Below are 20,462 nucleotides of genomic sequence, written 5' to 3' on the forward strand. Positions count from 1 at the left end.
CGGGGGACGGCCCGAGACGAACAGTGGGGGTCCGGGGGGACGAGGTCCCCCCGGGAGATCACCGGTTGGATCCCCGAAGGGTCACGTTCCCGTCAGGTGCTCGGGTCGCACCGGTGTGCGGTCGAGCTCCAGCCCGGTCGCGTTCCGGATCGCCGCGAGGACGGCCGGGGTGGACGACAGGGTCGGGGCCTCGCCGATGCCGCGCAGCCCGTACGGGGCGTGCTCGTCGGCGAGTTCGAGCACGTCGACCGGGATGGTCGGCGTGTCGAGGATGGTGGGGATCAGGTAGTCCGTGAAGGAGGGGTTCCTGACCTTGGCGGTCTTCGGGTCCACGATGATCTCCTCCATCACGGCCACGCCCAGGCCCTGGGTCGTACCGCCCTGGATCTGGCCGATGACGGAGAGCGGGTTGAGCGCCTTGCCGACGTCCTGGGCGCAGGCCAGTTCGATCACCTTGACCAGGCCGAGTTCGGTGTCGACCTCGACGACCGCGCGGTGGGCGGCGAAGGAGTACTGGACGTGTCCGTTGCCCTGGCCGGTGCGCAGGTCGAAGGGCTCGGTCGGCCGGTGCCGCCACTCCTCCTCGACCTCCACGGCCTCGTCCTCGAGGACGTCGGCCAGGTCGGCGAGGACCTCGCCGGCGTCGGTGACGACCTTGCCGCCCTCCAGCAGCAGCTCCGCCGTGGCCCAGGCGGGGTGGTAGGAGCCGAACTTGCGCCGGCCGATCTCCAGGACCTTCTCGCGGACCAGCTCGCAGGCGTTCTTCACGGCACCGCCGGTGACGTACGTCTGCCGGGAGGCCGAGGTCGAACCGGCCGAGCCCACCTGGGTGTCCGCCGGGTGGATCGTCACCTGGTTGACGCCCAGCTCGGTGCGGGCGATCTGCGCGTGGACGGTGACGCCGCCCTGGCCGACCTCCGCCATCGCGGTGTGCACGGTGGCGACGGGCTCACCGCCCACGACCTCCATGCGCACCTTGGCGGTGGAGTAGTCGTCGAAGCCCTCGGAGAAGCCGACGTTCTTGATGCCGACCGCGTAACCGACCCCGCGTACGACGCCCTCGCCGTGCGTGGTGTTGGACAGTCCGCCGGGCAGCTGCCGCACGTCGGCGCCCTCGCTGGACTCCCACTGGCGCTCCGGCGGCATGGGCATCGCCTTGACGCGGCGCAGGAGTTCGGCGACCGGGGCCGGGGAGTCCACCGGCTGCCCGGTCGGCATGACGGTGCCCTGTTCCATCGCGTTGAGCTGCCGGAACTCCACCGGGTCCAGGCCCAGCTTCTTCGCCAGCTTGTCCATCTGCGCCTCATAGGCGAAGCACGCCTGGACCGCGCCGAAGCCGCGCATGGCGCCGCAGGGCGGGTTGTTGGTGTAGAGGGCGATGGCCTCGATGTCGACGTCGTCGATCACGTACGGGCCGACGCTCAGCGAGGAGGCGTTGCCGACGACCGCCGGGGAGGCGGAGGCGTAAGCGCCGCCGTCCAGGACGATCCGGCACTTCATGTGGGTGAGCTTGCCGTCCTTGGTGGCGCCGTGCTCGTAGTACAGCTTCGCCGGGTGGCGGTGGACGTGCCCGAAGAAGGACTCGAACCGGTTGTAGACGATCTTCACCGGCTTGCCGGTGCGCAGGGCCAGCAGGCAGGCGTGGATCTGCATGGACAGGTCCTCGCGGCCACCGAACGCGCCGCCGACGCCGGCCAGCGTCATGCGCACCTTCTCCTCGGGCAGGCCGAGGACGGGCGCGATCTGGCGCAGGTCGGAGTGGAGCCACTGGGTGGCGATGTAGAGGTGGACGCCGCCGTCCTCCTCGGGCACTGCGAGGCCGGACTCGGGGCCGAGGAAGGCCTGGTCCTGCATGCCGAAGGTGTACTCGCCCTCCACGATCACGTCCGCGCGCTCGCGCGCTTCCTCCACGTTCCCGCGGACGATCGGCTGGCGGTGCACGATGTTCGGGTGCGGCACGTGGCCCGCGTGGTGGTCGTCGCGGTTCTCGTGGACGAGGATCGCGTCCGGGGCGGTCGCGGAGGCCTCGTCGGTGATGACGGGCAGCTCCTTGTAGTCCACCTTGATCTTGGCGGCGGCGCGGCGGGCCGTCTCCGGGTGGTCGGCGGCGACGATCGCGACCGGCTCGCCGTGGTGGCGCACCTTGCCGTGCGCGAGGACCGGGGTGTCCTGGATCTCCAGGCCGTAGTTCCTCACCTCGGTGGGCAGGTCGTCGTACGTCATGACGGCGTACACGCCCGGCATCGCGAGGGCCTGGGAGGTGTCGATCGAGACGATCTCGGCGTGCGCGACGGTGGAGCGCAGGATCTGGCCCCACAGCATGTCCTCGTGCCACATGTCGGACGAGTACGCGAACTCGCCGGTGACCTTGAGGGTGCCGTCCGGGCGGAGCGTGGACTCGCCGATGCCGCCCTTGGTCTGCGACCCCTGGGTGATCTTGGTGGGTGCACCGTTGGCCGGCATGCTCAGACCCCCTGGGACTGCCGTGCGGCCGCCAGGCGGACCGCGTCCATGATCTTCTCGTAGCCCGTGCAGCGGCACAGGTTGCCCGACAGCGCCTCACGGATGTCGGCGTCGGTCGGGTTCGGGTTGCGCTCCAGCATCTCGTCGGCGGCGACGAGCAGGCCGGGGGTGCAGAAGCCGCACTGGACGGCGCCGGCGTCGATGAACGCCTGCTGGACGGGGCTCAGTTCGGTGCCCTCGCCGGTCTGCGAGTCGGTGCCCCCGGCCTGCCACGACGTGGCCTCGTCCAGGCTCGTGCCACCGTGGGCGCCCGTCCCGCAGGAGCGCTGCCTGGCGAAGTCCGCCAGCCCCTCGACGGTCACGACGTCCCGGCCCTCGACCTGACCGGCCGCGACCAGGCAGGCGCACACGGGCACGCCGTCGAGGCGGACCGTGCAGGAACCGCACTCGCCCTGCTCACAGGCGTTCTTGGAGCCCGGCAGGCCGAGCCGCTCGCGCAGCACGTACAGCAGGGACTCGCCCTCCCAGACGTCGTCGGCCTCCTGCGGGCGTCCGTTGACGGTGAAGTTGACGCGCATCACGCAGCTCCCTCGGTGGTGCGGCGGGCGCCGCGGTACGACTCCCAGGCCCAGGTCAGCGTCCGGCGGGCCATCACGCCGACCGCGTGCCGGCGGTAGCTCGCGGTGCCCCGGACGTCGTCGATCGGGTTGCAGGCGGCCGAGCACAGGTCCGCGAACCGCTTGGCGACCGACGGGGTGATGATCTTTCCGTTGTCCCAGAAGCCGCCCTCCTCCAGGGCCGCGTTCAGGAACTCCTCGGCGGTCTTGGCCCGCACCGGGGTGGGCGCGGCCGAGCCGATGCCGGTGCGCACGGTCCGGGTCCGCGGGTGCAGGGCGAGCCCGAAGGCGCACACGGCGATGACCATGGCGTTGCGGGTGCCGACCTTCGAGTACTGCTGCGGGCCGTCGGCCTTCTTGATGTGCACCGCGCGGATCAGCTCGTCGGGCTGGAGCGCGTTGCGCTTGACGCCCGTGTAGAACGCGTCGATCGGGACGAGGCGGGTGCCCCGGGCCGCCGACGCCACCTCGACCTCGGCGCCGGCCGCGAGGAGGGCGGGGTGGGCGTCGCCGGCGGGCGAGGCCGTGCCGAGGTTGCCGCCGACGCCGCCGCGGTTGCGGATCTGCGGGGAGGCGACCGTGTGCGAGGCGAGCGCGAGGCCCGGCAGCTCGGCGCGGAGGTTCTCCATGATCGCGGTGTACGGGACGGAGGCACCCAGCCGTACGGTGTCCTCGCCGACCTCCCACTCGTAGAGGTCGCCGACGCGGTTCAGGTCGAGGAGGTACTCGGGCCGGCGGTGGTCGAAGTTGATCTCGACCATCACGTCGGTGCCACCCGCAATCGGCACAGCGGTGGGGTGCTCGGCCTTCGCGGCGAGCGCCTCCTCCCAGCTGGCGGGGCGAAGGAAGTCCATGACCGGCTCTCTTCTTCGTCTCAGTGCTCTTGGAGTCGTACAGATTGAGCCAATCCGTGTGCGGCGGGCCCGGCTCGTTCATGTGCTGTTGACGCGGAGTGGACTCAGTACACCGCCCTGTGCTCCGACGGGGTCAGTCACCGAAACCATGAAGGAGTTCGCTGGCCAGCGCGAGCATCTTGTAGATTCGTATGAACGGAGGTCATCGCTAACCTCTCCGTTTTCCCGGGGAAACGCGGGTAACGGCACGGCGACCCCGGATTCCGGCCGGTGCGGCCCCTCACCGGACCACCGCCCGGCGCTCCTCCAAGATCCATCGTAGGTTTCGAGACAAAGAACGGCGGCGACGAGATGCGGCTGCGCGCACTGCTGGACACCGACGCGCTGGGCCTGCGGCTGCTCGGCGGCGAGGACGAGTTGGACCGCGCGGTGCGCGGGGTCATGACCACCGATCTGCGCGACCCGAGCCGCTACCTCTCCGGCGGCGAGCTGGTGCTCACCGGCCTGGCCTGGCGCCGGGACGCCGCCGACTCCGAGCCCTTCGTACGGATCCTGGCGCAGGCCGGGGTGGCCGCCCTCGCGGCCGGCGAGGCCGAGCTGGGCGATGTGCCGGAGGACCTGGTGCTGGCCTGCGCCAAGCACCGGCTGCCGCTGTTCGCGGTGCACGAGTCGGTGGCGTTCGCGACGATCACCGAGCATGTGGTCCGGCAGGTCTCCGGCGAGCGCGCCGGGGACCTGGCGGCCGTCGTGGACCGGCACCGCCGGATGATGACCTCGGGCCCGGCCGGCGGCGGCCCGGACGTGGTCCTGGACCTGCTCGGCTCCGACCTCGACCTGCGCGCCTGGGTGCTCTCCCCCACCGGCCGGATGATCGCGGGCTCCAAGGTGGCGGGCCCGGTGCCGCCCGCCGAGACCTGCGCCCGGCTCGCCGCCGAGCACCTGGCGGCCACCCGCACCGGCCGTCGCGGCCCGCACCGCGTCCAGCTCCACGGCACCACCTACTCCCTCTTCCCGGTCCGCTCCTCCGGCCGCTCCCCGCAGGCCGCCCGCGATGTCCGCGAGACGGTGCTGTCGGACTGGCTGCTGGCCGTGGAGGCGGACGCGGGCGACTGGCCCGGGGAGCGCCTGGACCTGCTCCAGGGCGTCACCCAGCTCATCGCCGTCGAGCGGGACCGCCGGGACGCGGCCCGCACGGTCCGCCGCCGGCTCGCCCAGGAGGTACTGGAGCTGGTGCAGACGGGCGCCGCGCCCGCCGAGATAGCCGCCCGCCTGAGGGTGGCGGCCCCGGTGCTGCTGCCCGGGCTCGGGGCGGCCCCGCACTGGCAGGTCGTGGTGGCCCGGGTGGAATGGGAGGACGGCGAGGTCGAGGGCGGCCCGGTCGCCCAGTCCCTGCTGGAGGAGGTGCTGGTCGACCCGCTGGCCACCGGCCCCGAGCCCTCGGACCGCATCGCCGTCGCGCACACCGGCGACGAGGCCGTGGCCCTGGTCCCGTTGCCCGCGGTCGCCTCCGAGCACGACGGCTCGGAGACCGGCCTGCTCGCCGACGCCCTGCTGCGGTCGGTGCGCGAGCCGCTGTCGGCGGGCCTGGACGAGGACGGCCGGGTCACCCTCGGGGTCAGCGCGGCCGTGCACTCGGCGGAGGGCCTGCGCGGCGCCCTGGAGGAGGCCCGGCACGCCCGCCGGGTCGCCGCCGCCCGCTCCGGCCGGGTCTGCGCGGCCGGCCACCAGGAGCTGGCGTCCCACGTCCTGCTGCTCCCGTTCGTCCCCGACGACGTCCGCCGCGCCTTCACGGCCCGCCTGCTGGACCCGCTGAAGGACTACGACCGCCGGCACCGGGCCGAGCTGATCCCGACCCTGGAGGCGTTCCTCGATTCCGACGGCTCCTGGACGCGCTGCGCCACCCGCCTCCACCTGCACGTCAACACGCTGCGCTACCGGGTCGGGCGGATCGAGCAGTTGACGGGACGGGACCTGTCCCGCCTGGAGGACAAGCTGGATTTCTTCCTGGCCCTGCGCATGAGCTGAGGTCAGCGGGGGCGCGCGGCGGCCGGACAAGGTCACGCCCGCACCCCACTACTTTGTGAAATCTTTCACCCACCCTCTTGGCCGGGCCCCGCGATTGGTGCTGGAATGCCGCCACCACTCAACAGCTCGATGGCGTGCTCGGGGAGGGCAACGTGGCGCATACCGCCATGTCTGGTAACGGAACCACCGGTGACGATCCGCTCCAGACCGCGGTATGGCGGTTGCGCAGCCGGGCCTGCTGGGCCGACGCGGCGGCCCTGCTGCCCGCCGACCGCCCCGCCCCGGCGTTGCAGCGGGCCGCCCTGCTGGCCGAACGGTGCCTGTACACCGAGCGGGGCTGGGAGGAGGCGGAGGACGCGCTGCGGACGGCGGAGGCGGTGGCGCACAGCGACGAGGAGCGGGGGGCCGCCGCGTGCGAGCGGGGCTACCTGGCGTACGCCGCCACACTGCTCGGCGTGCGCGACCGGGCGGACGAGGCGCGGGCCGCGCTGGGCCGGGCGGCGGCGCTGATCCCGCCGGGGGCCTCCGGGCGGGCCCTGCTGGACTTCCGGCGCGGGCTGGTGGCCCAGAACCTGGCCGGCGCCCCGCAGGCGGCCCGCGCCGCGTTCCGCCGGGCGCACGCCGCCGCCACGGCCAACGCCGACCCGTTGCTGCTGTCCTTCACCTGGCGCCACCTGGCGGGACTCGCGCTGCGAGACGGCGAGTTGGCGGAGGCGCGGCACGGCTTCGCCGAATCCCTGCGCATCCGGGAGGAGTTGGGCTATCTGGTGGGCACGGCGCCCGCGCTGGTCTCCCTGGCCGACACGGAGGAGGAACCGGAGGCGTCCCGGCTCCGCGAGGAGGCGCGCCGCCTGTTCCGGCTGCTCGGTGGCGTACCGACGTGGCTGGCGGAGCAGTTGGCCCCGCCCGCGCCGGGGGCGGCGACGGCGTAGGATCACCTGCTCATGGACACGGGCGGAGGAAGCGGGATGATCGCCGTCCCGCCGGGGCGGGTGACGCTGTCGGACCGGCGGACAGAACGCAGTTGGCAGGTCGAGCTCGCGTCCTACCGACTGGCGGTGTTCCCGGTGACCGGGGCGCTGTACGCACGGATCACCGACAAGCGGCCGGGTACCTCTCAGGGGGACCGGTCACCCGTGCGGGGTGTTTCCTGGTGGGACGCGGTCCGGTTCTGCAACGCCCTGTCGCTGCGTGAGGGGTTCACACCCGCCTACCGCTTTCCTGCCGGGGGTGAGGGCATCGCGTGGGACCGGTCCGCCGATGGGTACCGGCTGCCGACCGAGGCCGAGTGGGAACACGCCTGCCGGGCCGGGACGACCGGACCGCGTTACGGGCCGCTCGACGAGGTCGCCTGGTATCGCGGCAACTCGCGGGAGCGCGTGCATGACGTGGGCGGCAAGCGGCCGAACCCGTGGGGTCTGTACGACATGCTCGGCAACGTCTGGGAGTGGTGCTGGGACGTCTACGACGCCGAGGTCTACGGCACCTATCGTGTGCTGCGCGGCGGTGGCTGGTTCGACGAGCACTGGAGCTGCCGGGCCTCCGTGCGCCGCCGTAGCCACCCGACCTTCCAGGTCGACGACGTGGGCTTTCGCGTCGCACGGTCTCGTGGGTGAGCCTTGGGCGCTTGTCCGTGCCGAGTTGGCGGCCCGGCCCGCGCGGTGGCCGGTCCGGCGACAGCGTGATGCCTCGTGACGGCTGAGGACGAGGCGCTGGCCGGCGGGATGGCGAACGCGGGGGCGGTCTTCCGCCGGGGGGAGTCGGTGGAGCGCCCGGCACCGCGCAACGCGCGCGCCCTGCACGCCTATCTCCTCGCGCTGAGGGAGCACGGCTTCGACGCTGCGCCGGCCCCTGTCGGTCTCACCGCGGACGGCCGCGAGCGGCTGACCTTCGTCCCGGGCGACGTGGCTCTGCCGCCGTTCCCGGACTGGGCCATGACGAGGACCGCCCTGGAATCGGTGGGGAGCCTGCTGCGGCGCCTGCACGGGACCAGCGCGGCCGTCGCGGTCGACCCCCGTGCCGAGTGGCCCAGGGACCTGGCCGACCCGGAGGGGGGAACGATGCTGTGCCACAACGACGTGTGCCCGGAAAACGTCGTCTTCCGCGACGGCCGTGCCGCTGCCCTGATCGATTTCGACCTGGCGGCCCCGGGCCGCCCCCTGTGGGACCTCGCCATGACCGCCCGCTACTGGGTGCCCATGGTCGACCCCGGATCGGCGGCCGCCTTCTACCCCTCCGGGCTGGACGCGCCCGCACGGCTGCGGATCCTTGCCGACGGGTACGGCCTCTCGGCGGGGGACCGCGCCGAGCTGCCCGGTGTCGTCGAGCAGGCCACGGAGGTCTGCCGGGCCTTCGTCGCCCGCCGCGTGGCCGACGGCGACCCGGTCTACCTCCGGGCGCTGGCCGAGCGCGGTGGATGGGAACGCTGGGACCGTGTGCAGACCTGGCTGGTGGACCACCGCAAGACGTTCACTGCTGCCCTGCTGAGCTGACCCCCGCGCCCGCGAAATGCCCGCCCACAAGCCTCCGCACCCCGTCCACGTCCCCCGAGGCCAACGCGTCCAGCAGAGCGAGATGCTCCGCCGCGTCGGCGACCAGCTCGGCCCTCCCCCGCCGCACCGGGGGCCACTGCGACCGCCGGTGCAGGTCCTCGGAGATGCGGACCAGCTGTTCGTTGCCCGCGAGGGTGAGCAGGGCCCGGTGGAAGGCCCGGTCGGACTCCGCGTACGCCGCCGGGCAGCCGGCGGCGGCCGTCCGTACCGTCTCCTCCGCGAGCGGCCGCAGCTCGGCCCACCGCTGTGCGGACACCGTACGCGCGAGCCGCAGCATCACCGGCACCTCGATGAGCGCGCGCACCTCCGCCAGCTCGGCCAGCTCCCGCGCGCCCCGCTCGACCACCCGGAAGCCACGGTTGGGCACGACCTCGACGGCGCCCTCCAGCGCGAGCTGCTGCATGGCCTCCCGCACGGGCGTGGCCGAGACGCCGAAGCGTTCCCCGAGCACCGGCGCCGAGTACACCTCGCCCGGCTTCAGGTCACCGGTGACCAGCGCCGTGCGCAGCGCGTCCAGGATCTGCCCGCGCACCGAGGAGCGCTGCACCGCGGCCCGCGGCTCCGGGACCTGCCGCTCGCCGTGGGTGTGCTCGCCGCGCGCCGCGCCCGGCACCGCGGCGTCCCGCTCCCGGCCCGGGTCGGCACCGGCGGCCGGCCGCTGCCGCTGCTGCGCGGGCACCCGGGCGTCGGCCGGCGTGCCCGGGGAGCCCTGCACGCCCTGCTTCACGGCTCCTCCTGGCGGCTTGTCGGCACTTGGGGTCATTAACGACGGGTTGTCGCTTGTCCGTCAAGCACCTTAGGCGCACCGGGCGGCAGTTCAAACTCCGACGACTTCCGGGTAAGGTAAGCCTTACCTTTGCAGCCCAGTCCGTGATCACGGACGCGCCCGAGGATCGGTGGTCCCGCCATGCCCGCTGCGGCCTCGCCGCTCACCGCCGCGTACGACCGCCTCGCCACGGCCTTCCCGGGCCTGACCGTGACCGAGCTGGGCCCGGACGACCCGGCACCCGCGGGCGCGGGCTGGACCGCCGCCGCCGGGCTCGCGGCGGGCGGCGCGGAGCTGGACGCCTTCCTCGCCCGGGACGCGGACCAGGTGGTGCGGGACTACGGCCGGCCGGCCCGCCCCGACGTCGTCGCGAGCTTCGGCCTGCACCGCTACGCCTGGCCGGCCTGCCTGCTGATCACCGTCCCGTGGTTCCTGCGCCGCCGGGTGCCCCGGTTGCCCGTGACGCACGTCTGGTACGACCGCACGGCCGGCCGGATGGCCGTACGGCCCCCCGTCTCCGTCGCCTGCCTGCCGGGCGACCCCGCCGCCGCACAGCCCGGCGCGGTCGTCGTACCGGACGAGGAGGCGCTGCGGGCCGAGGTGCGGGCGGCCGTGGCCGAGCATCTGGAGCCGGTGCTCGGCGCCTTCGGGCCCCGGATGCGGCGGCGGGGACGCGCACTGTGGGGCATGGCGACCGACGAGGTCGTGGAGGGACTGTGGTACGTCGCCCGGCTGTTCGGCGAGCCGGAGGCGGCGCGGGCCGTGCGGGAGCTGGAGCTGCTGCTTCCGGGGGCGACCCTGCCGTACGCCGGGTCCGCCGGGTTCCGGACGCTGACCGGGCCGGACGGCTCGCCCCTGCCCACCCGGGACCGGGCGAGTTGCTGCATGTTCTACACCGTCCGCCCGGAGGACACCTGCGTCACCTGTCCGCGCACCCGCGACTGCGAGCGGATCGCCAAACTGGCGACAGCCGCGGCCGCCTGAGGGGAGGTCAGGTCGGGAGCACACCCGTGGGTCCACTAGGATCACCGGCACACGACCGCCCGCCCCCGGCCCGGTTCACGAAGAGGTGATTCACAACTTCCTCACTCGTCGCGGGAACTTTCCGAGGAACCACCCGTACGGGTAGTCTTATTCGAACTCAACTCCCGCCCCTCACGCGGCAGTTCGAGCAGAACGTCGCCCTGGGCATCCCCTTGCACCTTATTGGCGGCCTCTTGCCCCGAAACCCCCTGAGGGCCCTCGGGAGTGGGCCACTATGGCGGGCGTTACGCCCTATCCCAATGCAAGGGACCCCTGATGAGACTGACCGACATATCGCTGAACTGGTTGCTTCCGGGCGCCGTACTGCTCCTGGGCGTGCTGGCGGCGGTGGCGGTGCTCGCGCGCGGCAAGCGCTCCTCCGGGGAGAACGCGAGCGCGGACGACTCGTGGGAGCGCAGCGAGGAGCGCCGCAGGCGCAAGGAGGCCATCTACGGCACGGCCTCCTATGTACTGCTGTTCTGCTGTGCGGCGGTGGCGGCGGCCCTGTCCTTCCACGGCCTCGTCGGCTTCGGCGAGCAGAACCTCGGGCTGACCGACGGCTGGCAGTACCTGGTGCCGTTCGGCCTGGACGGCGCGGCGATGTTCTGCTCCGTCCTCGCGGTCCGCGAGGCCAGCCACGGTGACGCGGCGCTCGGCTCCCGGATACTGGTCTGGCTGTTCGCCGCGGCGGCGGCCTGGTTCAACTGGGTGCACGCGCCCCGGGGCGTGGGGCACGCCGGTGCGCCGCAGTTCTTCTCCGGCATGTCGCTGTCGGCGGCCGTGCTGTTCGACCGGGCGTTGAAGCAGACCCGCCGGGCCGCGCTGCGCGAGCAGGGCCTGGTGCCCCGTCCGCTGCCGCAGATCCGGATCGTGCGCTGGGTGCGGGCGCCCCGTGAGACCTACCGGGCCTGGTCGCTGATGCTCCTGGAGGGCGTGCGCAGCCTCGACGAGGCCGTCGAGGAGGTCCGCGAGGACAAGCGGCAGAAGGAGGAGACCCGGCAGCGGCGGCGCGACCAGCAGCGTGTGGAGCGCGCCCAGCTCAAGGCGATCAGCCGGGGTCACCGCGGCTTCGTCGGCCGGGGTGCCGGCCGGCAGGTCGAGGTGCAGGCCGTGGAGCGCGGCCCGGCTCCCGCGACCGCGGAGCCTGCCATATCGACCGCGGAACAACTGCCCGTCCGCGCACGGCCCTCCCTGCAGCGGGTCCCCAGCGGGAGTGAGCCGGTGACCGTCGACCTCACCGCCGAGGACGACACCATGGCGCTGCCCCGCCTGGACTCCCTGGAGCGCAAGCTGAAGGACCTGGAGCAGCAGTTCGGCTGACGGCCGGCCCTGTGGTGCGACCGCAGTACGGGACGGGGGCGTGACCGCGCGGGTCACGCCCCCGTCCCGTCGCGCTGTGCCTCACGCCGCCTCGGCGCCGAGTTCGAACCACACCGACTTGCCGACGCCGTGCGGCCGTACGCCCCAGTCGTCGGCGAGGGACTGCACCAGCAGCAGGCCCCGCCCGTGGGTGTCGTCGTCCGTGGCCGGCGCGTGCAGCTCGGGTCTGCGGGCCACGAAGTCCCGTACCTCCACGCGCAGCCCGCCGGGGTCCACGACCGCCGTGAGGACGGCGTCGTCGTCGGTGTGGACGAGTGCGTTGGTGACGAGTTCGCTGGTGAGCAGTTCGGCGATCTCCGAGCGGCCCGGTTTGCCCCAGTGCCGCAGCAGTGCGCGCAGCTCCCGGCGGGCCTCCGGCACCGCCCTGAGGTCCGCCCGGCCAAGCTTGCGCCGCAGCCGCCGCACGTGTTCGGTGATGGTGCCGGTCTCTTCCCCCGTTGTCGCCGAGAAGGCCCCTACCGTCACGGGACCGCCCCCTCGCGCCTGCCTCTTCATGACCCCCGCCCGCACGCCGCCGGTCCCTGCCCCTTCTGGTCGAACACGTTCACGGGGGATGCTTGCCCAGCAGGCTCCCGGGCAGTCCTGGAGCGTGCCCGATGGCCGGTGGTTCGGCCATATCCGTACCGTGCCCGGTCCGGCCGTCGGGCACCGCCGCGGCCGGACCTCGCGCTCACCGGACGCCACCGGCCGCCACGGACGCCCCGGGACACCGGTCCGGCCGCGTCCGGCACCGGCTGACGTCGTGTCGTCACGCCACGTGAAACTGGCCGAAATCACCCCCCTCAGGGCCGGGGTACGTTGCGCAGGTTCGAGCGGGCCATCTGGAGCATCCGGCCGACCCCGCCGTCCAGCACGATCTTGGAGGCGGACAGCGCGAACCCGGTGACCATCTCGGCGCTGATCTTCGGCGGGATGGACAGCGCGTTGGGGTCGGTGACGACGTCCACCAGGGCCGGCCCCTTGTGCCTGAAGGCGTCCCTGAGGGCCCCGGCGAGCTGCTTGGGCTTCTCCACCCGCACGCCGTACGCGCCGCAGGCCCGGGCGACGGCGGCGAAGTCGGGGTTGGTGTTGGTGGTGCCGTACGAGGGCAGTCCGGCGACCAGCATCTCCAGCTCGACCATGCCGAGCGAGGAGTTGTTGAACAGCACCACCTTCACCGGCAGGTCGTACTGCACGAGGGTCAGGAAGTCCCCCATCAGCATGGAGAATCCGCCGTCCCCGGCCATGGCGACCACCTGCCGGCGCCGGTCGGTGAACTGGGCGCCGATCGCCATCGGCAACGCGTTCGCCATCGACCCGTGCGAGAAGGAACCGATGATCCGGCGGCGGCCGTTGGGCGAGACGTACCGGGCGGCCCAGACGTTGCACATCCCGGTGTCCACGGTGAACACGGCGTCCTCGTCGGCGACTTCGTCCAGCACGGCGGCCACGTACTCGGGGTGGATCGGGATGTGCTTGTCGACCTTCCGGGTGTACGCCTTGACCACGCCCTCCAGCGCGTCGGCGTGCTTCTTGAGCATCCGGTCGAGGAAGCGCCGGTCCGTCTTCTCCGCGACGCGCGGGATCAGGCACCGCAACGTCTCGCGGACGTCGCCCCACACGGCCAGGTCGAGCCGGGAGCGGCGGCCGAGCACCTCGGGCCGTACGTCGACCTGCGCGATCCGCACGTCGTCCGGCAGGAATGCGTTGTACGGGAAGTCGGTGCCGAGCAGGATCAGCAGATCGCACTCGTGGGTGGCCTCGTAGGCGGCGCCGTAGCCGAGCAGTCCGCTCATGCCGACGTCGTACGGATTGTCGTACTGGATGAACTCCTTGCCGCGCAGCGCGTGCCCGACCGGGGACTTGATCCTCCCGGCGAACTCCATGACCTCGGCGTGGGCGCCGGCCGTGCCGCTGCCGCAGAACAGGGTGACCCTGCCGGCCTCGTCGATCATCTCCGCGAGCGCGTCGATCTCGGCGTCGCCCGGCCGCACGGTGGGCCGGGAGGTGACGAGCGCGCTCTGCGCCGCCTTCTCCGGGGCCGGTTCGGCGGCGATGTCGCCGGGCAGCGCCACCACGCCCACCCCGCTGCGGCCGACCGCGTGCTGGATGGCGGTCTGCAGCAGCCGGGGCATCTGCTTCGGGCTGGAGATCAGCTCGCAGTAGTGGCTGCACTCCTGGAACAGCCGTTCCGGATGGGTCTCCTGGAAGTAGCCGAGGCCGATCTCGCTCGACGGGATGTGCGAGGCGAGGGCCAGCACCGGGGCCATCGAGCGGTGGGCGTCGTACAGGCCGTTGATCAGGTGCAGGTTGCCCGGGCCGCAGGAGCCGGCGCAGGCCGCCAGCTTCCCGGTGATCTGGGCCTCGGCACCGGCCGCGAAGGCGGCGGACTCCTCGTGGCGCACGTGGATCCAGTCGATGGCGGCGTTGCGGCGGACGGCGTCCACGACCGGGTTGAGGCTGTCGCCGACGACGCCGTACAGGCGCCGCACTCCGGCGCGGACGAGGATGTCGACGAACTGCTCGGCGACGTTCTGTTTGGCCATGGCGCGCGTCAGCCCCTTCGCTGTCCCGGGATACGGCCCTCCCGTTCCATCAATCCACAGGGGCGGTGGTTACGCCTCCCACACGGCCGCCGCCGTACGGTCGTCGGCGTAGCCCTTCACCCGTACCTGGGCGTCGGCGAGGAAGGCGGCGAGGCCCGGCGGAGTGCGGTCGGACCAGCGACGGGCCAGGTAGGCGCAGAGAGCGGGCTCGTCGCGCAGCGGGCCGGCCAGGCCCGCCGTACACATCACCAGCGCATCACCCGGGCGGGCTACCGAGGCCCTGAACCGGAACGGCTCGCGCGGCGGCTCCGGGGCCGGCTCCGCGGGCTCGAAGGGGCTCGGCGGGGCCGGGAGGCCGAGGTCCATCGTCAGCCGGTCGCCCTCGGGCGTCCGCTCCGGCGGCGAGACGAAACCGGCGGCAGGGGGCGCGCCGGTGCCGGCCTCGGGCGCGACCCGCGGTTCGATGTCCTGCCAGGCGCCGTCCCGCAGCCGGAACAGTCCGCCGTCCCCGACGCCGAAGAACACCCGGGTACGGCAGTCCGGGTCGGCGGGCAGCAGCAGACAGCGCAGGCTCGCCGTGTACTCCTCGGGGCCCAGGCCCTGTGCGGCGGCGCTCGCGCGGAGCTTGCCGAGACTGCGGTCGGTCAGCCGGTGCAGACCCGACTTCAGGTCTCCGCGCCGGGCCGCGCGGATGTCCTCCACGAGCCGCTGGTGGCTGCGGCCCACGGCCCGCCCGATCCAGCGGCACGCCTCGGCCGCCGCCAGGTGCGCGCCCGGCGCGGCCCGGGCACCGGTGGCCATCGCGACCAGGACCAGCGCCTGCTCGCCCGCCCCGAACCGCGCGGTGAGCAGCGCGTCCCGGCGCGGCTCGCCCCGGAACCGGGCCGAGTCCCCGCGCAGCGACACGGCCCGCAGGGTGCAGGCGCCGTACCGGGCGCCGTCCAGCACGGTGTCCGCGACCAGCTCCCCGAGCCCGTCCGGCTCGGCGAGCGGAAGCGCGGTGGGCTCGGGGTCGTAGGTGGGGGGACCGGAGCCGACGTAGTCGACGGAGGAGGGCGGGGAGGGCGGGGTGCTCTCGGGTGGCGGCGCGCTCTCGGGGGGCGGGGTGAACTCGGCCGGGAGCGCCGGGTCGGTGGGGAGGGCGGGTTCCGTCGGTGGCGGCGGCGCGGCGCGCTGCGTCGGCACCGGCGCCTTCACGGGTGCCGGTGCCGGAGGTGCCGGCTCGGCTGGTCCGGGATCCGCCGGGCCGGGGTCCACCGGTCCCGCATCCACCGGTGCCGGATCCGACGGTCCTCGTTCCACCGTGTCCGGCGGCCGTCCCCCCACCGCGTTCCGCGCCGAGGCGAAGCGGTCGTCCAGGGAATCGGGCACTGCCGTGGGACCCGTGTCCTCGGTGGAGTCGTCGTACAGCTGCCCCCACCAGTCGTCGTCGTGACGGGCGGGAGTTCCCCCCTGCTGGCTCATGCCCCTAATTGTCCACCGCACGGGCGGTGGGAAAACGGGGCATCAGGAAAATCCGGCGCATCGCCACCGTCGAACGGCGTGTCGAGTGAGCGGGTGAACTGCCGTACGAGACACGGTTGGTGGCCGCCGGGCGGCCCCACCCCCCACGGGAGGACCGCCCGGCGACGTCCGAACCCACCTTGGCAGAGTCACCACTGGTACGGCGATGATGTCGGCGGCGGGTTTGCGCCGTGGCCGGTTTCCGCCACGTCGTACCGCTTCCGATGGTCTGTGCGCACGGGAGGGACGCGGGGCGATGCTGGCAGCGATAGGGCTGGACGAGACGCACGAGGCGGCGTACCGGGCGCTGGTGTCCGTGGGCGCGGCCGACGTCACCGATCTGGCGCGGCGCCTGACGCTGGCCGAGCACGACACCGAGCGGGCGCTGCGCCGGCTGGAGCGGCAGGGTCTCGCGGCGCAGTCCTCGGCGCGGCCGGGCCGCTGGGTGGCGGCTCCGCCCGGGGTGGCGCTGGGCGCGCTGCTCACCCAGCAGCGGCACGAGCTGGAGAAGGCGGAGCTGGCGGCGGCGCTGCTCGCGGAGGAGTACCGGGCGGCGGCGGCCGAACCGGCGGTGCACGACCTGGTGGAGGTGGTGACCGGCGCCTCGGCGGTCGCCCAGCGCTTCCTCCAGCTCCAGCTCGGCGCCGCCGAGGAGGTGTGCGCGCTGGTGACCGGCAACCCGGTGGCCGTGTCCGGCATGGAGAACGACGCGGAGGAGCAGGCGGCCGGGCGCGGGGTGCGCTACCGGGTGGTGGTGGAGCGGGCGGTGCTGGACCAGCCGCACGGGCTGACCGAGCTGACGGCGGCGCTCGGCCGGGACGAGCGGGTGCGGGTGGTGGACCGGGTGCCGACGAAGCTGGTGGTGGCCGACCGGTCGCTCGCGATGGTGCCGCTGACGTCGAGGAAGGCGGAGCCGGCCGCGCTGGTGGTGCACGCCAGCGGGCTGCTGGAGCTGCTCGCCGGGCTGTTCGAGTCGGTGTGGCGGGAGGCGCTGCCGCTGCGGCTCGGCGCCGCCGGGGTGAGCGAGGAACAGCCGGACGGCCCGGACGCCACCGATCTGGAGGTGCTGTCGCTGCTGCTGGCGGGGCTGACCGACGCGAGCGTGGCCAAACAGCTCGACCTGGGCCTGCGGACCGTGCAGCGCCGGGTACGGCGCCTGATGGAACTGGCCGGGGTGACGACCCGGCTCCAACTGGGCTGGCACGCCTGGGAACGCGGCTGGGTGACCCGCGAGAACGCCGGCTGAGCGGCGCCCGCCCCGCGTCCCACCGGGCCGGCGGCTGCCCGCCGCCTTCCCGCGTCGCCGTCCGCGGCTGTTCGCCTGCCCGCTCAGCGCGGGCTTGTGACCGGGCGCGGTGCCGTGGCGCGGGCGCGGGCGGTCGGGACGTGCCCCAGCGGCCCGGAGGTCAGCACGCGGTGGACGGTGTCGGCCACGGCGGCCATGCCCGCGTCGTTGAAGTGCAGGTGGTCGCCGGGGTCGTAGGCGGGCAGGATCCGGCCGGGGTCGTCCGGGTCCCGGACGGTCGCGTCCACGTCGGCGACCGCGTCGAAGGCGCCGCCGTCCCGGATGAAGGCGTTGACCCGCTGCCGCACCGCCTCGCGGGCGGCGGTCCAGGCGGGGTGCCCGCCGTACGGGGTGAGGGTGACGCCGACGACCCGGACACCGCGGGCGTGGGCACGGGTCACCACGGTGCGGTAGGCGTCCGCGAAGGCGGCGGCGTCGCTCGCCTCCGGGGTGCCCTTGATGTCGTTGATGCCCTCGAAGACGACCAGGACCCGCACCCCGGCCCGGTCCAGCGCGTCCGCGTCTAGGCGAGCGAGGGCGCTCGGCCCGGTGCCGTCGAGCAGCAGGCGGTTGCCGGCGATGCCCGCGTTGAGGACGCCGAGCCGCTGCTCGCGCAGTCGCTGGGCGAGCCGGTCGGGCCAGCGGCGGTTGGTGTCGGGGGTGGAGCCGTTGCCGTCGGTGAGCGAGTCCCCGAAGGCGACGACACTGCCGGCGGCGGGCCCGCGGACGTCGACGCCGGTGACGTAGTACCAGCGGCTGGTGGTCGCCGTGTAGGCGCTGCCGTCCTCGTCGGCGGCCCGGCCCGCGCCGGCCGGGGCCACGTAGCTGGTCTGGAGGGCGGTGCGGTGATAGGTGGCGGGCCCGGACTTCTCCGGCGTGTACACGGTGACGAGCAGGTCGGCTCCGGCCGGTACCCGCAGCGGTACCGGGTCGGTGACCGCGTCCGCGCCCGGTGCGACGGTCAGCTCGGTGGCACTGCGGAAGGTGGCGGTGCGCAGGGTGCCGGGTACGGCCTCGGGGCCGGCCGCACGGCTCAGCGCGACGGTGACCGCGCCGAGGCGCAGCGGCGTGGTGCCGAGCCGGTTGCTGAGCCGGACGCGGACCGCGGTGCCGCCGACGCTGAGGTGGACGACGTTGCGGACGGCGGCGCCGGGCAGCGCGGCGGCGGTGCCGGAGGGAGCGGTCTCCCAGCTGCCGGTCCAGGGCAGCGGGGTCGGTTCGGCGACGGCCGGTGCCGTCAGGCCCGGCAGCAGCGCCGGGAGGAGGACCGCGAGGACCCGTACGACCTTGGCCATGTGTGCCCGCCCTTCCCCGTCGGCCGTCGGAGGCGACCGTGCCACACGGGCGGGCCGCGCCGCCGGAACATCGACGGCGGTCCACCCGCTCGGCGCAACGGGGACACCAGGGGCGCAGGGGAGAAAGGCGCGGTGGGCGCGCGGGGGGAGAGGCGCCGTCAGGGGAGCACGCCCTCCAGGGTGAGCAGCCGGACCTTGCGCTCAAGTCCCCCCGCGTACCCGGTCATCGCTCCGTTCGCGCCGATCACCCGGTGGCAAGGGCGCACGATGAGCAGCGGGTTGGCGCCGATCGCCCCGCCGATGGCGCGAACGGCGGCGCGGGGCGCGCCGATCCGGGCGGCGATCTCACCGTAGGTGGCGGTGACGCCGTACGGCAGCTCGTCCAGCGCGGCCCAGACCCGCTGCCGGAACTCGGTGCCGGTCGCCCGCAACGGCAGCCGGAACTCCTTGAGTTCCCCGGCGAAGTAGGCGGCGAGCTGGTCGGCGGCGGCGCGGAACGGCCCGGGGTCGTGCCGCCAGCCGTCCTGGACGGTCCGCCCGCCCTTCTGTCCGGGCACGGACAGCGAGGTGAGCGCGCCGTCCGCGTCGGCGGTGAGCAGCAGCCGCCCGACGGGGGCGTCCAGGTGAGTGCAGTAGACGGTGGTCATCGGACCGTGTTCCTCGGCTCGGCGGTCAGGGGGCGGACGGACGTCGTGGTGCTCGGGCCGGCGGTCACGGGATCGGCTCCCCCGCCACCCGCAGGTGCTGGACGGCGTACGACCGCCAGGGCCGCCAGGTGTCGGGGACGTCGGCGCCGGGCGGGGCGACGTCGGGATCGCCGAGGGCGCGGACGCGGACGGTGGCGACGGTGGCCGGGTCCATGCCGGGCAGGGCGAGCAGGGCCTCCTCGGCGTCGTGCCGGTCGGCGCCCGGGTCCAGCCGTACTCTGCCGTCGGCGAGGGCGGCGGCGAGCGCCCCCAGCGGGCCGCCGGGCTCGGCCTCGGCGAGGACGGCGGGCTCGGGGAAGAGGTGGGTCAGGCCGCCGTGGGGCGCGTCGAGGACCTTTCCGTACCGGCGCACCAGTTCCTCGGCGCCATGGGTGCCGGCCAGGGCGCGTACGGCGGGCTCCAGCGGGTCCACGGCGCCGGGCGAGCGCAGTCCGGGCCGGGCGGCGACCAGCGGGGCGAGCCGTGGATCGGCGCCGAGCCGCTCGTCGACGGCGTACGGGTCGGCGTCCAGGTCGAACAGCCGGCGCAGCCGCTGCACGGCGGTGGTGAGGTCCCGGGGGTCGGTGAGGTGCAGCCGGGCGTCGAGCCAGCCGCCCGGGCGGGTGCCGGTGCCGGTCCGTGGGGTGCGGGTGCGTTCCTGGACGGCGGCGAGGCCGGTGCCGTACGGCAGTCGCAGGGTGCGCCGGTAGGTGCGGGCGCCGGGGGCGCCGGTCACCTCTTCGACACCTGGTACGGCCTCCCGCGCGAGCTGGTCGAAGACGGCGGCGGACTGGTAGGGGCCGCGGTGGGCGAGCCGGAGCGGGATGCCCGCGCCGGGTGCGGCCCGGCGGGCGGCCCGGTTCCGGGGGGCTGCGGCCCGCACCTCGGTGGGGGTCGCCGCGTACACCTCCCGGATGGTGTCGTTGAACTGCCGCACGCTGGCGAACCCGGAGGCGAACGCGATCTCGGTGACCGGCAGGTCGGTGGTCCGGAGCAGCACCCGCGCGGTGTGCGCCCGCTGGGCCCGGGCGAGCGCCACGGGCCCGGCGCCCAGCTCGGCGGTGAGCTGCCGCTGGACCTGCCGGGCGCTGTAGCCGAGCCGTGCGGCGAGCCCGGCGACGCCTTCGCGGTCCACGACGCCGTCGGCGATCAGGCGCATGGCCCGGCCGACGACGTCCGCGCGGACGTTCCACTCCGCCGAGCCCGGCACGGCGTCCGGCCGGCACCGCCGGCAGGCCCGGAACCCGGAGCCCTGCGCGGCGGCGGCCGTCGCGAAGAACCGCACGTTGCGCCGGTTCGGCGTCACGGCCGGGCAGCTTGGCCTGCAGTAGATGCCGGTGGTCTCGACGGCGAAGAAGAACACCCCGTCGAACCGGCCGTCCCGGCTCCGCACGGCCTCGTACCTGCTGTCCTCGTCCTTCACATCGTCCAGTGTGGGGCGGGGACGGGTGACCGGCTAGCGGAAATCGGACGTGGAGCTGACGGGCA

Annotated in this window: 17 protein-coding genes; 7 read left to right on the forward strand and 10 right to left on the reverse strand. The window is 74.1% G+C overall.

All coding sequences use genetic code 11. The annotated features are described in order from the left end of the window. Positions 1–81 precede the first annotated feature (81 nt). From pucD to OO52_RS22775, 3 genes are read right to left on the reverse strand one after another with little or no spacing between them, the layout of a single operon-like run. A complete protein-coding gene (gene pucD / locus OO52_RS22765) occupies positions 82–2,463 on the reverse strand; it encodes a xanthine dehydrogenase subunit D (RefSeq protein ID WP_030645702.1) in 2,382 nt (793 codons plus the stop codon). 2 nt (positions 2,464–2,465) lie between these two features. Continuing rightward, the gene (locus OO52_RS22770) at positions 2,466–3,041 is read right to left on the reverse strand and encodes a (2Fe-2S)-binding protein (RefSeq protein WP_030645704.1); all 576 of its coding nucleotides are present in this window, start codon (positions 3,039–3,041) and stop codon (positions 2,466–2,468) included. Further along, on the reverse strand, positions 3,041–3,934 hold the full coding sequence (locus tag OO52_RS22775; protein WP_030645706.1) for an FAD binding domain-containing protein: 894 nt from the start codon (positions 3,932–3,934) through the stop codon (positions 3,041–3,043). Before OO52_RS22775 ends, OO52_RS22770 begins: the two co-directional genes overlap by 1 nt. Positions 3,935–4,285: 351 nt before the next feature. Between OO52_RS22775 and OO52_RS22780 the strand changes: the two genes are divergently transcribed. From OO52_RS22780 to OO52_RS22795, 4 genes are all read left to right on the forward strand, one after another. Next, positions 4,286–5,959, forward strand: a complete 1,674-nt coding sequence (locus OO52_RS22780; protein WP_030645708.1) for a PucR family transcriptional regulator — start codon at positions 4,286–4,288, stop codon at positions 5,957–5,959. Positions 5,960–6,126: 167 nt separating this feature from the next. Further along, positions 6,127–6,891 carry a hypothetical protein gene (locus OO52_RS22785; protein WP_196943709.1) on the forward strand — a complete coding sequence of 255 codons (765 nt, stop codon included), beginning with the start codon at positions 6,127–6,129 and terminating at the stop codon, positions 6,889–6,891. Positions 6,892–6,903: 12 nt separating this feature from the next. Further along, a complete protein-coding gene (locus tag OO52_RS22790; RefSeq protein WP_030645712.1) occupies positions 6,904–7,575 on the forward strand; it encodes a formylglycine-generating enzyme family protein in 672 nt (223 codons plus the stop codon). A 108-nt stretch (positions 7,576–7,683) separates the two neighbouring features. After that, a complete protein-coding gene (locus OO52_RS22795) occupies positions 7,684–8,451 on the forward strand; it encodes a phosphotransferase (protein WP_199819949.1) in 768 nt (255 codons plus the stop codon). Here the strand turns inward: OO52_RS22795 and OO52_RS22800 are convergent. Then, positions 8,429–9,238, reverse strand: a complete 810-nt coding sequence (locus OO52_RS22800; RefSeq protein WP_030645716.1) for a GntR family transcriptional regulator — start codon at positions 9,236–9,238, stop codon at positions 8,429–8,431. The genes OO52_RS22795 and OO52_RS22800 overlap by 23 nt on opposite strands. Before the next feature lie 180 nt (positions 9,239–9,418). Between OO52_RS22800 and OO52_RS22805 the strand changes: the two genes are divergently transcribed. Both OO52_RS22805 and OO52_RS22810 read left to right on the forward strand, forming a co-directional pair. Beyond that, positions 9,419–10,261, forward strand: coding sequence for a (2Fe-2S)-binding protein (locus tag OO52_RS22805; protein ID WP_030645718.1), 843 nt, complete (start codon positions 9,419–9,421; stop codon positions 10,259–10,261). 315 nt (positions 10,262–10,576) lie between these two features. Further along, positions 10,577–11,620: a DUF2637 domain-containing protein gene (locus tag OO52_RS22810; protein WP_030645720.1), complete on the forward strand. Its 1,044-nt coding sequence runs from the start codon at positions 10,577–10,579 to the stop codon at positions 11,618–11,620. An 81-nt stretch (positions 11,621–11,701) separates the two neighbouring features. On the opposite strand, the gene OO52_RS22815 is transcribed toward OO52_RS22810, so the two are convergent. From OO52_RS22815 to OO52_RS22825, 3 genes are all read right to left on the reverse strand, one after another. Next, positions 11,702–12,145, reverse strand: a complete 444-nt coding sequence (locus tag OO52_RS22815; protein WP_030645722.1) for an ATP-binding protein — start codon at positions 12,143–12,145, stop codon at positions 11,702–11,704. A gap of 317 nt (positions 12,146–12,462) precedes the next feature. Continuing rightward, positions 12,463–14,205 carry a pyruvate dehydrogenase gene (locus tag OO52_RS22820; protein ID WP_030645724.1) on the reverse strand — a complete coding sequence of 581 codons (1,743 nt, stop codon included), beginning with the start codon at positions 14,203–14,205 and terminating at the stop codon, positions 12,463–12,465. Between the two features lie 69 nt (positions 14,206–14,274). Further along, positions 14,275–15,669, reverse strand: coding sequence for a protein phosphatase 2C domain-containing protein (locus tag OO52_RS22825; RefSeq protein WP_030645727.1), 1,395 nt, complete (start codon positions 15,667–15,669; stop codon positions 14,275–14,277). A 295-nt stretch (positions 15,670–15,964) separates the two neighbouring features. Between OO52_RS22825 and OO52_RS22830 the strand changes: the two genes are divergently transcribed. Further along, entirely contained in the window at positions 15,965–16,954 is a 990-nt protein-coding gene (locus tag OO52_RS22830; RefSeq protein WP_030645729.1) for a TrmB family transcriptional regulator, read from the forward strand. Positions 16,955–17,037: 83 nt separating this feature from the next. Here the strand turns inward: OO52_RS22830 and OO52_RS22835 are convergent, their stop codons facing one another. The 3 genes from OO52_RS22835 to OO52_RS22845 all read right to left on the reverse strand — a co-directional run bounded on the left by OO52_RS22835 (position 17,038) and on the right by OO52_RS22845 (position 20,397). Next, positions 17,038–18,288 (reverse strand): SGNH/GDSL hydrolase family protein, encoded by a 1,251-nt coding sequence (locus tag OO52_RS22835; protein ID WP_030645731.1) that lies wholly within the window; start codon positions 18,286–18,288, stop codon positions 17,038–17,040. Positions 18,289–18,446: 158 nt separating this feature from the next. Beyond that, positions 18,447–18,935, reverse strand: coding sequence for a methylated-DNA--[protein]-cysteine S-methyltransferase (locus OO52_RS22840; protein WP_030645734.1), 489 nt, complete (start codon positions 18,933–18,935; stop codon positions 18,447–18,449). A 64-nt stretch (positions 18,936–18,999) separates the two neighbouring features. Next, on the reverse strand, positions 19,000–20,397 hold the full coding sequence (locus OO52_RS22845; protein ID WP_030645736.1) for a DNA-3-methyladenine glycosylase 2 family protein: 1,398 nt from the start codon (positions 20,395–20,397) through the stop codon (positions 19,000–19,002). Between the last annotated feature and the right edge of the window lie 65 nt (positions 20,398–20,462).

The sequence above is a fragment of the Streptomyces flaveolus genome (assembly GCF_000716535.1).
Classification (GTDB): Bacteria; Actinomycetota; Actinomycetes; order Streptomycetales; family Streptomycetaceae; genus Streptomyces; species Streptomyces flaveolus_A.